The 12,472-nt window shown below is 69.2% G+C and carries 12 protein-coding genes; 10 read left to right on the top strand and 2 right to left on the bottom strand.

The genetic code is table 11. From position 1 onward, the window contains the following. The 10 genes from VGH85_02725 to VGH85_02680 form a co-directional block, all read left to right on the top strand. A partial coding sequence (locus tag VGH85_02725; GenBank protein ID HEY2172703.1) for a CpsD/CapB family tyrosine-protein kinase occupies positions 1–960 on the top strand: 960 nt, incomplete at its 5' end. 11 nt (positions 961–971) lie between these two features. After that, positions 972–2,021 carry a DUF3048 C-terminal domain-containing protein gene (locus tag VGH85_02720; protein ID HEY2172702.1) on the top strand — a complete coding sequence of 350 codons (1,050 nt, stop codon included), beginning with the start codon at positions 972–974 and terminating at the stop codon, positions 2,019–2,021. An 88-nt stretch (positions 2,022–2,109) separates the two neighbouring features. Continuing rightward, on the top strand, positions 2,110–3,486 hold the full coding sequence (locus VGH85_02715) for an O-antigen ligase family protein (protein ID HEY2172701.1): 1,377 nt from the start codon (positions 2,110–2,112) through the stop codon (positions 3,484–3,486). Between the two features lie 29 nt (positions 3,487–3,515). Next, complete coding sequence (locus VGH85_02710; GenBank protein HEY2172700.1) at positions 3,516–4,760, top strand: phosphotransferase; 1,245 nt, start codon at positions 3,516–3,518, stop codon at positions 4,758–4,760. Between the two features lie 89 nt (positions 4,761–4,849). After that, the gene (locus VGH85_02705) at positions 4,850–5,632 is read left to right on the top strand and encodes a sulfotransferase (GenBank protein ID HEY2172699.1); all 783 of its coding nucleotides are present in this window, start codon (positions 4,850–4,852) and stop codon (positions 5,630–5,632) included. Continuing rightward, complete coding sequence (locus tag VGH85_02700) at positions 5,629–7,221, top strand: polysaccharide biosynthesis C-terminal domain-containing protein (GenBank protein ID HEY2172698.1); 1,593 nt, start codon at positions 5,629–5,631, stop codon at positions 7,219–7,221. The genes VGH85_02705 and VGH85_02700 overlap by 4 nt, the downstream gene beginning before the upstream one ends. Positions 7,222–7,224: 3 nt before the next feature. Then, positions 7,225–8,226 (top strand): sulfotransferase, encoded by a 1,002-nt coding sequence (locus tag VGH85_02695; protein HEY2172697.1) that lies wholly within the window; start codon positions 7,225–7,227, stop codon positions 8,224–8,226. A gap of 223 nt (positions 8,227–8,449) precedes the next feature. Next, positions 8,450–9,274, top strand: coding sequence for a hypothetical protein (locus tag VGH85_02690; protein ID HEY2172696.1), 825 nt, complete (start codon positions 8,450–8,452; stop codon positions 9,272–9,274). Continuing rightward, complete coding sequence (locus VGH85_02685) at positions 9,271–10,251, top strand: sulfotransferase (GenBank protein ID HEY2172695.1); 981 nt, start codon at positions 9,271–9,273, stop codon at positions 10,249–10,251. Before VGH85_02690 ends, VGH85_02685 begins: the two co-directional genes overlap by 4 nt. Beyond that, positions 10,248–11,168 carry a glycosyltransferase gene (locus tag VGH85_02680; protein ID HEY2172694.1) on the top strand — a complete coding sequence of 307 codons (921 nt, stop codon included), beginning with the start codon at positions 10,248–10,250 and terminating at the stop codon, positions 11,166–11,168. Before VGH85_02685 ends, VGH85_02680 begins: the two co-directional genes overlap by 4 nt. Positions 11,169–11,174: 6 nt before the next feature. Here the strand turns inward: VGH85_02680 and VGH85_02675 are convergent, their stop codons facing one another. Both VGH85_02675 and VGH85_02670 read right to left on the bottom strand, forming a co-directional pair. Then, a complete protein-coding gene (locus tag VGH85_02675) occupies positions 11,175–11,975 on the bottom strand; it encodes a WecB/TagA/CpsF family glycosyltransferase (GenBank protein HEY2172693.1) in 801 nt (266 codons plus the stop codon). A 12-nt stretch (positions 11,976–11,987) separates the two neighbouring features. Further along, the coding region (locus VGH85_02670; protein HEY2172692.1) for an adenylyl-sulfate kinase at positions 11,988–12,472 on the bottom strand (485 nt) is incomplete at its 5' end.

Here is a 12,472-nt window from a genome sequence, read left to right as displayed (position 1 = left end):
GGCTCGCCGACCAGCCCGAAGGCCTCCTACTCCATTGCCGGTGGACTGCTCGCCGGCCTGCTCCTCGGGTTGATCATGGCGGTCATCCGGGAGAAGTCCGACCACCGGGTCTCCGGCGCCACCGACCTCGAACGGCGGCTCGACCTTGCCGTCCTCGCCGAGCTCCCTCGCACCCGGCGCCGGCGGGCGGAGGGCCTGGCCGGCACGGCGACACCCACCGGGGCGGCATTCCGCCGGCTCGCCAACCAGGTGCAGGCCGCCCTCGGCGGGACCCACCGTGCACTGCTCGTCGCGCCGGTCGTCCGGGGCACCGGAGCGGCGATCGTCGCGCCCAACCTCGCCGCAGCGCTTGCCCGTGGCGGGTCGAATGTGATCCTGCTCTGCGCCGATCCCACATCGGCGTCGACGACGAGGGTGCTCGATGTGGCCGGCGCCGAGGGCCTCGCGGAAATCCTGTACGACCACCGCACCATTGAAGACGTCGTCACCCACCTGACCCAGCTCCCCCGCCTCCTCGTCGTCGGTCCCGGTCTCCGACCGGAGCTCGCCGAGGAGGGGGTGCAGAACGAGAAGGTGTCGTCGCTACTCAGTGCGCTCCGCGCGACCGCCGACTACGTCATCGTCGAGGCACCCCCGACGTCGAAGAGCGCCGATGCGCAGACCCTCGCGGCGCTCGTCGATGCCACCGTGCTGGCCGTCGAGCCGAAGGCGACCAGCTACGCCCAGGTCCTCGACGCCGTCCACCAACTCGACGGTGTCGGGTCGGAGATTCTCGGCAGCGTCGTCGTACCCTCCATCCGGTGGACGGCGGCACCGAAGGAGGCCCTGTCGCGGCATGCGGTCGGCCACAACGGGACGGGCGGGCAGCGACACGAGACGCTGTCCAGCGCGGAGGCAGAGCGAACCGTGCCGGCGAACGATCCGACGGCCATCGCCACCAGCCCGACGCCGGACTCCTGAGCAGGCCGCCGATGTCCCGTCGGCATTCGATCGCGTGCGGGCTCCTCCTCATGCTCGCGATCGGCGCACTCGCCCTGAGCAGTTGCCGCGCGAGCGGCGTGGCCAGCGGCTCGACGCGATCCCACTCAGCCACGGCCGACTCATCCACGGCCGTTTCGTCCCCGTCCGAGTCGCCGTCGGCGGACCCCACATCGTCGGAGTCGGCCGAATCGGCGACGACCTTTCCCCTCACCGGAGCGGCCGCGTCCGGAGCCGCCGCGGCCTCCCGCCCGGTCCTCGCGGTCGCGGTGCCGGTCGGCCCCGGTCTGCCCGCGCCGACCGGGCTGCAGGCCGCCGACATCGTTTATGCCGGCTATCCGGCGGGCGACGCGGTCCGCTACCTGGCTCTCTTCCAATCGCAGCAGCCGGCTCGCGTCGGACCGGTCGGCCCGGCCGCGCCCGAGGACGGCCGACTGCTCGACGTCATGCACCCGCTATTCGCGTTCAACGATGGCCCGAAGCGGTTCGTGCACCCGCTGTCCCGCACCTCCGTCGTCGCTCTCCCCCGTTCGGCGCACGCCGCCGCCTACACCGTGACCTCGGGGAAGCCCTACGCGACGCCATCGGCCCTTCTCGCATTGGCGTCGCCGCGTTCCGCAGCCCCTGTCATTCTTCTCCCGCACTCCCGCCCGCTCGTCGGCTCCGGCGTGCGTGCCGCGCACACCCTCACGATCACGATGCCCGGCCGCACGCCGCTGACCTGGCGGTACGACGCGAAGCCGCGCGGCTGGCGGTCCACCGGCACCGGTGGCGCGACACCGACCAACGTCATCGTGCAGGTGATGCCGTACCGCTCCGTCCTCGACCGGAACCACGGAACGCCGGTGCGCAGCCCGGTCATCGTCGGCACGGGCAGCTGCCGGGTCGTGTCGCTCGACCAGACGGCCGGGTGCACCTGGTCGAAGCCCGGCGCTGCGAAGCTGACCAACTACGTCGACGCGGGAGGCTTCCCGTTGCAGTTCGCTCCTGGCCCTACCTGGGTCCTCCTCGTCCCTCCGGGCAGCACCGTGAAGACCGGGTAGCGCGGCGATGACGACGACGGCCCCGGCGCGGCAGGGAGAACCCCGGCACAATCCCCATCCGGCTTCCGGACTCGACCGAGCCCGCCCGGTGCGATTCTTCTCGCTCCGGCCCGGCTGGCCGCTGACGGCGCTGATCGTGGGCTTTCCGCTGTGGTGGGCGCTGGGGCTGGGCACCTTCATCTTCCCCATCCTGGCGCTGCCTATGGCGGTCGAGTTGCTCCGCCGCCGGCCTATCAAGGTGCCGCCGGGCTTCGGGGTGTGGCTGCTCTTCCTGCTGTGGGTCTTCGCGAGCCTCGTCATGCTCAAGGCCAACCCGCCGGGCACGCGCAGCGGGAGCAGCCAGATCATTTCCGAGTCGCTACGCATCGTCGAATACCTGACCGCGACGATCGTCTTGCTGTACGCCGGAAACCTGACCGAGAAGGAGATGCCACAGCGACGGCTCACCAGCCTGCTGAGCTATCTCTTCCTGGTCACGGTCGGCGGCGGCCTCCTCGGGCTGGTGGCGCCGAGATTCCAATTCACCGCCCCCCTCGAGTTGTTGCTGCCGCATTCGATGCGGACCAACCTCTTCGTGAAGAGCCTGGTGCACCCGACGGCGGCGCAGGTCCAGGTGGTGCTCGGGTACTCGGCGCCCCGACCCAGCGCACCGTTCGGCTACACCAACACCTGGGGTAACTGTCTGTCGATCCTCTTGGTGTGGATCATCGTCGGCTGGGTCATCAGGGGCTCCTCCCGCCAGCGCATCATCGGTCTCATCGCGGTCGCGATCTCGGTCGTGCCGATCGTCTTCTCCCTCAACCGCGGCCTGTGGGTTGCGCTGGGCGTATGCGCGATTTACGTCGCCGTCCGGCTGGCCGCGCGCGGCAAGGTGGTCGCGGTCGGGGTCCTCGCCGTCGTCCTGGTGGGAGGAGCTGTCGCCTTCGTCGTATCGCCGCTGCACGACGTCGTGACCAGCCGGTTCCAGCACGGGCAGAGCAACAGCATCCGCAGCTACACGGTCACCCAAGCGATCACCGGCGCGACCCACTCGCCGATCCTCGGCTACGGAAGCACCCGCAACACGCTGGGCAGCGCGCAGTCCATCAGCGTCGGCAAATCCGCGACCTGCCAGCTGTGCGGTAACAGCACCATCGGGAGCAACGGGCAGTTCTGGTTGGTGCTGATCTCCCAGGGATACGTCGGCGCGATTCTCTATGTGTGGTTCTTCATCGCCGCGGCGTGGCGCTACCGACGGGACAAGTCTGCCATCGGCATGGGCGGCGTACTCGTCCTGCTGCAGTCCTTCGTCTACATGCTGGTCTACAACGCGCTCATCGTGCCGCTGGTCCTCTACATGTTGTCCGTCGCGCTGATGTGGCGCAACGACATGCAGAGTACGAGCGGATCCACCACCTCGCCGGCGCTGTCCCGCCGGCATTCAGCACCTTTCACCCCCCAACGAGCGACGGGGTTGCACCGGTGAGGTCCACGCGCGCAGTCCCATCCCGGGGTTTGGTTCCCTCGAGCGCCGACGGCGCGGCGCGGACCGCCTACCTCCGAGAGATCGGCGCACTGCTGTGGCCGCCGCCGGCGTCGGTCGTCGTCGCCGGTTCCGGCGCCGACCCCCGCACGCCGACGACCGAGGTCCTTCTCGTTCCGGATGCCCGCCGGCCCCGGCTGCTCGTGCCCGCCGGAAAACCGCGGGCAGCAGCGGCCGCGGTCCGGCGTTACAGCCAACCGCGGTCACGTATGGCCTGGCTGCGGACGCAGGCACTGTCCCTGTCGATCCGGACCGGCGTCGGCGACAAGGTGTTGCGAGACCGGGTCCGCGTCTACGACGGATCGGATGCCGACACCATCGAGACCTACCTCTGCGAGGTCCTCGGCAGGGACGTTCGTCTCAGCCTGCACATCGGTCCTCCGCGGGCCAATCGCAAACCCGTGCTGCAGTTGGTCAGCGACAAGGGTGTGACGATGGGGTTCGCCAAGATCGGCGTCAACGACCTGACCCGACGGCTGGTCCGGGCCGAGGGCAGCGCCCTGCGAACTCTTGCCTCGGCGGATCTCCCCTCGATGACCATCCCCTCGGTGCTGCACGACGGCCGGTGGCGTGAGCTCGAGGTACTCGTGCTGTCGGCCCTTCCGGTGCGGCGACGCCGCGGCTCGTCATCTGCGGCGCGAGTCACGTCGGCAGCGATCGAACTTGCCCGTGTCGCCGGGACTACCACCGAGACTCTCGCCGCGAGCGACTACTGGCGAAACCTCGCCGCCCGCCTGGCCGACGCGGGAGACGGGCGTGCCGCAGACTCACTACGCACGATCATCGGCGAGCTCACAGCACGAGCGGGAAGCACCACCCTCACCTTCGGTGCATGGCACGGCGACTGGTCGCCCTGGAACATGTCCGTGCTTCGGGACACCGTCCTGGTGTGGGACTGGGAACGCTTCACGACGGGCGTCCCGGTCGGTTACGATTTGGTGCATTACGCTCTCCAGGATCTCGTCGTGGTCAAGCGTCGGGAGCCCGCCGGTGCGGTCGGTGATCTGCTTGCCGTCGCACCGGAATTGCTCAAGCCGATAGGGCTCGCCGACGACGTGGCGACCGTGACCGCGATGCTCTATCTCATCGAGCTCGCCGGCCGGTACGTCGTCGACGGGCAGGCCGAAGCCGGTGCGCGCCTGGGGGCGCCGGAAGAGTGGCTGCTGCCACAACTCGCCGCGAAGATCGCGACGATGACAGGGGGAACACCATCATGAAGATCGCCGGCAGGCCGATCCCGCGGAGGGTCAAGAGAGTCGCTCTCACGGCGTCCGAGCTCACCGGCCAACTGACGCGGAACGCGCGAATGCTCCCGGACTTTCTCATCGTCGGCGCGCAACGCAGCGGCACCACCTCGATGTACAAGACCCTGAGTCAGCATCCTGCGGTGCTCAAAGCCGTGCTCCGTAAGGGAGTTCACTACTTCGACGTCGGTTACACCAACGGCCCCGGTTGGTATCGCGCTCAGTTCCCGCTGCAGTACACCGCGACCCGCACGCAGCGTGCCCTCGGCGTCCGCCCGTTGACCGGCGAGTCGAGCCCCTACTACATGTTCCATCCGCTCGCGGCAGAACGCATTGCCCGGGACCTACCCTCGGTCCGGCTGATCGTTCTGCTCCGTGACCCGGTAGAACGGGCGTACTCGGCACACACCCACGAGGTCGCCCGCGGCTACGACCTGGAGAAGTCCTTCGAACGTGCGCTGGAGCTCGAGGAGGAGCGGACGCGCGGCGAGGCCGAGCGCATCATCGCCGACCCGACCTACAACAGCCACAGCCTTCAGCATCAGTCCTACGTCGCCCGCGGTCGCTATGTCGAGCAGATCGAGCGCCTCGAACGCGCAGTGGGCCGCGACCGTATCCACGTCGTCGACAGCCAGGACTTCTTCGAGAAGCCCGAGCCGGCCTACCGCGAGGTGTTGTCCTACCTCGGACTCCCCGAACTCGGGTCACCGGACTTCGAGCAGCACAACGCCCGGCCGCGCTCCCCGATGTCGGACTCGCTCCGGACAAGGCTTGACGAGTACTTCCTTCCGTACGACGAGCGGCTCGCCGGATGGCTCGGCGCGACCCCCAGCTGGCGGCGGTGACGAGCACCAGACAGGAACCCGACCGGCGGCCAGCGGAGTCCGCACGACCGGCGTCCAGCAAGTCCGAACTCGGCGCGGTGGCCCGCGGTGGGGTGCTGAACCTCGTCGGCGCCGGCACATCGTCGGTGGCGAACTTCGTCCTCGTCGTCCTCGTCACCCGAGGCTTCGACAAGACCACCGCAGGCGTCTTCTTCACGGCGACCTCGGTGTTCCTGCTGGGCGCCAGGGTCGCCGAGCTCGGCACCACGACCGGTCTCGTCTACTTCATCTCCCGCTTCCGCAGTCTGGGCACCACCAGCCGGATCCGCGGCTCTCTGCGGATCGCGCTGCTGCCCGTGCTCGTGACGTCGGTGCTCGCCGCCGTCGTCGCGATCTTCCTCGCCCCGGACATGGCGGGGTGGCTGGTGCACGGCGACTCCGGAGACTTCGCGACCTTCCTGCGGATCCTGGTCGTGTTCCTGCCGCTGGGAGCGGCCTCCGACGCTTTGCTGTCGGCGACCCAGGGAATCGGCACCATGCGCCCGATGGTGGCCGTCGAGAAGGTCGGCCGGCCGGTCGCGCAGGTGCTCCTCACGGTGATCGCCGTCGTCCTGGGGTCGCAGCTCGTCCTGCCGTTCGCCTGGGTCGTGCCCTATCTGCCGGCGGCGGTGCTGGCAGCCTTCTGGCTGCGCAAGCTGCTGCGCCGATCCGGCGTCCGCGCCGAAGGACCCACCACGATCGAGCCTGGCCAGATCAGCGAGTTCTGGCGGTTCACCGCCCCCCGTGCCCTGGCCAGCGTCGTACAACTTGCCCTGCAACGGCTCGACATCGTCCTCGTCGCAGCGATCAAGGGCCCGATCGACGCCGCGATCTACACCGCGGCCACCCGGTTCCTCGTCGTCGGGCAGCTCGGCGCCCAGGCGATCACGACGTCGGTCCAGCCGCGGCTGAGCCAGCGGTTAGCCCGCCACGAGAAGGACGCCACCAACCACCTGTACCGCATCGCGACGGGTTGGCTGATCCTCGTCACCTGGCCGCTCTACCTGATGTGTGCAGTGTTCGCGCCGTACATGACCCGCCTCTTCGGACACGGCTACACGGCCGGCACCACAGTCGTCGTCCTGCTCTCGCTGACCATGCTGATTGCGACCGCATGCGGAATGGTCGATGTGGTCCTGATCATGGGCGGGCGCACCACGTGGAACCTGGGCAACGCGGTGCTGGCGCTGGTCGTCAACATCACCGTCGACATCCTCCTGATCCCGCACCTCGGCATTCTCGGCGCAGGGATCGGGTGGTCGGCCGCCATCCTGGTCAACAACCTCCTGCCGCTGTCTCAGATCGCCTTCGTCCTCGGACTTCACCCGTTCAGCCGCGCCAGCTTCACCGCGATCCTCATCGCCGGAGTCTGCTTCGGCCTCGTCCCGGGTCTGGTCCGACTGTTCGGCGGTACCCAGCTCGTCCCCCTGCTCGTCGCCTCCGTCATCGGCACCTTGCTGTTCCTCGGTGCGTTGTGGTTACAGCGCCAACCGCTCGCGCTCGACGCCCTCGCCACGCTGCGGCCGGGCCGCCGCGGCAGTCCGCGACACGCCGCCACGAAGGGAGCCTGACCGATGGGAGCCCCCCAGGACCGCCCGGGCCCGCTGTTGGTCACCGGGCTGCCCCGGACAGGCACGAGCTGGGTCGGGAAGATGCTCGAACTGAGCAACGCCGTGGTCTACGTCAACGAGCCACTCAATCCGCAGCATCCACCCGGGCACTCCCCCGGCGTGCTCGACGCCCGGGTGACCCACCGGTTCCAGTACATCTGCGCCGACAACGAGGAGGACTGGCTCCCGGCATTCCGGCGGACCGCGTCGCTGCGCTACGGGCTGCGTGCCGAACTCCGCACGAACCGGTCCGCCTATGACCTCGGCCGGATGGTGAAGTACCTGACCGCATTCGAGTCGGGTCGCCTCCGCGGCCGACGCGCCCTCTTCGACGATCCCTTCGCCGTGCTCTCCTCCGCATGGATCGCCGATCGGCTCGGCGCCACCGCCGTCGTGCTGGTCCGCGATCCCGTCGCCATCGTCGGGAGCTGGCGCCGGCTCGGCTGGACGACGTACTTCCACGAGCTGCTCGAGCAGCCGCTGCTGATGCGCGATCTGCTCGGACCGTACGACGAGCGCATGCGGGCGCTCGTCGGGTCGCAGGACCACGTCGCGAAGATCGCCCTGCTGTGGTGCGCGGTCTACGACGCGGTAGCCCAGCTGTGCGCGGCGAACCCGGCGCTGCACCTCGTCCGCTACGAGTCGTTGGCCTCGGACCCGGTCGCGGAATTCCACGCCCTGTACGACATCTGTGCGCTCCCGTGGGACGAGCGGGTCCGATCGGCGCTCGTCGCGGCGACCACCGGGTCGGGCGGCACCACGAACTCGCACGCATGGACGTTGCGCGGAGGTGTGTCCCGGACGGCGTACCGGCCGATGGACAGCAAGGCATCCCTCGGCTCCTACCGCGAGCGGTTGACGCCAGAGGAGATCGAGCGGGTGCGAGAACTGACCGATGAGACCAATGCCCGGCTCGGGCAGCTCGATGCAGAGTCACCGACGGCACCGAGGATCTCGAGTGAATAGCCCGCCGGCCACCGCACCGCGTCCTCGCCGGCGTCTGCGCGCGGGCGTGGCAGCCGTCGCAGGTCTCGCCGTCCTGGCCGGAATTCTCGCCGGATGCTCCTCGTCGACGTCATCGACGGCGTCGACACCCTCGGCAAGCGGCTCAGGGTCGCCGGGCGGACCGACACAGAATCCGCAGTCGGGCCCCCCGGTACCGGCGCACGGCGCATACGTCGGCGCGTGGGTGAAGGCCACACCGCTCCTGCAGAGCACCCGGGTCTCTGCCGTCAGACAGTTCGAACGTGCACTCGGCAGGCCGCTCGACTTCATCCACACCTATCGGAAGTGGACGCAGCCGTTCCCCCAGTCCAGTGACCTCGCCTTCACCCGCGCCGGCCAGTACCTCCAGCTGTCCTGGGCCGGGACCGACGACCGCGCGATCATCTCCGGCCAGGAGGACAACGTCATCCGGGCCCGGGCGAACGCGGTCAAGAACCTGCACAAGCCGATCTTCATGGAATGGCGATGGGAGATGGACCGGCCCGGACTCCGCAACAGCATCGATGGACCGGCCAACTACATTGCAGCCTGGAAGCACATCCGGGCGATCTTCGCCCAGGTGGGCGTCCACAATGCGGCCTGGGTGTGGTGTCCGACCGCAATCGGCTTCCAGCTGGGCCGCGCCGCTGCGTACTATCCCGGCGACGACCAGGTCGACTGGATCTGCGTGGATGCCTATCCCGGCAAGGAATTCATCCCGATGTCGACGCTGTTGGCACCGTTCCTCAAGTGGGCCGCTCATCACCCGAAGCCGATCATGATCGGTGAGTACGGCGTACCACGCAACGCGTCGGGGCAACGTCGGGCGCAGTGGCTGACGGCGGCTGCCGACACCTTCCGAGCGAACTCGCGCATAAAAGCGGTGAGCTATTTCGACGAAAATCCGAAGGCGCACGGGCCACCGCGTTCCTACGTCATCCAGGATGATTCTGCGGCCATCGGAGCGTTCAGCGACATGGCACGGAGCCCGTACTTCAACCCGCGCCACTACCCGATCACACCCCGATGACGCCGACCGACAAGGGCGGGCGTTCCGCCCGACCCACAGTCCTCTACCTCGGCGGTCTCGGCCGCAGCGGCACCACGCTGCTCGAACGTATGCTGGCCGAGCTTCCCGGCGTGTGTTCACTCGGCGAGGTCGTGCACCTGTGGAAGCGCGGACTCGGCGACGACGAACGGTGCGGCTGCGGTGAGCCGTTCTCCCGGTGCGCGTTCTGGACACGTGTCGGCGACGTCGCGTTCGGCGGATGGTCGGAGGTCGACCGCAACAGAGTGCTTCACCTGCAGCACGCCATCGACCGCACCCGTCGTATCCCGCAACTCGCCGTCGCTCCAGGCGATTCCGCGCTCGGGCGGCAGTGCCGCGAATACGCGGACTACTACCGGCGCCTTTACGCGGCTGCCGCGGAGGTCAGCGGCTCCCCCGTCGTCGTGGACTCCAGCAAGAACTCGTCGCTGGCTTTCTGCCTCCGCCAGCCACACACGATCGACCTGCGCGTGCTGCACATGGTCCGCGACAGCCGAGGCGTCGCCTACAGCTGGACCAAGCGGGTGCTCCGCCCCGATCGGGAGCACGACGAGAGCTTCATGACGCAGTACTCGCCGTGGTCCGCCGCGCTGCTCTGGGACGCACACAACCTGTCCTTCGACCTGCTCCGCCGACTCGGCACGCCGACCCTGCTGGTGCGCTACGAGGAACTGCTCTCCGCGCCCCGCGCGGGCCTCACCCGGATCGCCGACTTCGCCGGCGTGCCGGCGGGTGACGGTTCGTTGGACTTCCTGACGGGGACCGACGCGACGCTGCACCCCACGCACACCGTCTCGGGAAATCCGATGCGATTCCAGACCGGAACGATCTCACTGCGCCGCGACGACGACTGGCGCACGATGCTTCCGGCCGGTCGGCGCCGGCTCGTCTCCGCGGTGACGATGCCGCTACTGCTGCGCTACGGCTACCTGCACCCGGCGAAACGCGACGGCGCATGACCGGGCGATCGTGGCCCGCGGTCGGTGTCGTGCTGCCGACCCACGACCGCCCCGAACTCATGCGCAAGTCGCTCCGCGCGATCGTCGGGCAGGACTATCCCGGGGTCGTCGAGACGGTCGTCGTCTTCGACCGCAGCGAACCCGATCGCGAGATCGTGCGGGACGACGACCGCCGCCCGGTGCGGGTGATGGCGAACGCCCGGGCTCCGGGGCTGTCCGGGGCACGCAACACCGGGATCCTCGACCTGGGCACCGACTACATCGCCTTCTGCGACGACGACGACGTCTGGCTGCCGGGAAAGCTCGAGGAGCAGATCACCACTCTGGACGGGCATCCGGACGCCGAGTTCGCCAGCTGCGGGATCGTCGTACAGTTCGGCGACCACGACAGTGTCCGCCTCGCCGGTGCCGGTGAGGTGACCTATCGCGATCTGCTCCGGTCCCGGATGTCGATGCTGCATTCGTCGACGTTCCTGGCGAGGCGCGCCTCCCTGGTCGACGGCATCGGTCTGCTCGACGAGGACATCCCGGGCAGCCAGAACGAGGACTACGACCTCCTGCTCCGGGCCGCGAAACGCCACCCGATCATGGTCGCCGACGTCCCGCTGGTCCGCGTGCTCTGGGCGGACTCCTACTTCTCCCGGCGGTGGGAGACCAAGGTCGCCTCGCTGCAGTGGATGCTCGCCCGGCACCCGGACCTGACGACGGATCCGGTCGGGTCGGCCCGGATCTTCGGCCAGCTCGCGTTCGCCTATGCGTGTCTGCACGACCGTCGGATGGCCCGGCGATGGGCCGGGCGGTCGTTGCGCGCCAACTGGCGCGAGCCGCGGGCGGTGTTCGCCCTCGCGGTCAGTGCCCACCTGGTGTCCGGGGAAACCATCCTCCGGGCGCTGCACCGCCACGGCCGTGGTGTGTAGGAGCTATTAGCCGAGCCGGCTTCGCGCCGCCGACACCATGAGCCGTACGGCGAACGGCAGATCCTCGACGATGTAACGCCGGAAGAGCCGGCGCGGCTCGGAGAGCAACCGGTGCACCCACTCCAGGCCACTGACCTGCATCCAGTGCGGTGCGCGCCTGATCTCACCGCTGACGAACGTGATGGCCGCACCGCACCCGACGAACCAGGCGGTGGGGAGATCCGGCAGCAGTTGCTCGATCACCCGTTCCTGCTTGGGAAAGCCGAGTCCGCAGAACACGATGTCCGGCGCGGCGGCCACGACGGCCCGCCGGACCCTGTCGATCCCCTCCGGGCTGGAGTCGAATCCGAGCGGCGGGCAGTCGTGCCCGGCGACGACGAGACCGGGGTAAGTCCGGGCCAGGATCTCCCCCGCCCGCTCCGCCACTCCGGGAGCCCCGCCGAGCAGGTAGACCGACCGGCCCTCGCGGGCGGCAGCCGCCGACAGCGACCAGATCAACGATGCGCCGGCGACGCGACCCGGCAGCGGGTGGCCGCTCACCCGGGTCGCCCACAGCAGCGGGACGCCGTCGGCGACGACGACGGTCGCCCGCGAGACCAGAGCAGCGAGGTCAGGATCGACCACCGCGCTGCGGAGGATGTCGACGTTCGGCGTGACGAGCCATCCTCCGACGCCGCGCCGCCCGGCACTGCAGACGAGGTCGACGACCTGGTCCTCGGTCAGCGGGTCGAACCCGACTCCGCAAAGGGTCACGCGGTCGGCCCGCGACGGGAGCTGCTCAGGTGGCGGGGTCCCCCGGGTGGCCACGATCGGCCGTGGTCAGCGGACGTCGACGATGATGCCCGCGCCGACCGTGCTGTTGGTGGCCTCGTCTATCAGGATGAAGCCGCCGGTCGTCCGGTTGCGGCGGTACTCGTCGCAGAAGAGCGGCTGCGTGATGCGCAACGACACGCGACCGATCTCGTTGAGCCCGAGTTCCGAGGCCGCTTCGTCGCGGTGCAGCGTGTTGACGTCGAGCCGGTACTGCAGGTCCCGGACGGCGGTACGGGCGGTGCGGGTGGTGTGTTTGAGCGCGAGCTTCGCACCCGGTCGGAGCGGCTGCTCGGTCATCCAGCAGACCATCGCCTCGATGTCCTGCGCTGTGTCCGGCGCGTTGTGCGGCCGGCAGATCATGTCGCCGCGCGAGATGTCGAGGTCGTCCTCGAGCCGCAGGGTGACCGACATCGGGGCGAAGGCCTGCCCTACCGTACCGTCGGCGGTGTCGATGGCGGCGATCCGCGTCCGTAGGCCGGAGGGCAGCACCA

The sequence above is a fragment of the Mycobacteriales bacterium genome (assembly GCA_036497565.1).
Lineage (GTDB): Bacteria > Actinomycetota > Actinomycetes > Mycobacteriales > QHCD01 > DASXJE01.
The sequence above is the reverse complement of the archived record's forward strand: the minus strand, read 5'-3'. Positions and strand labels throughout refer to the sequence as shown.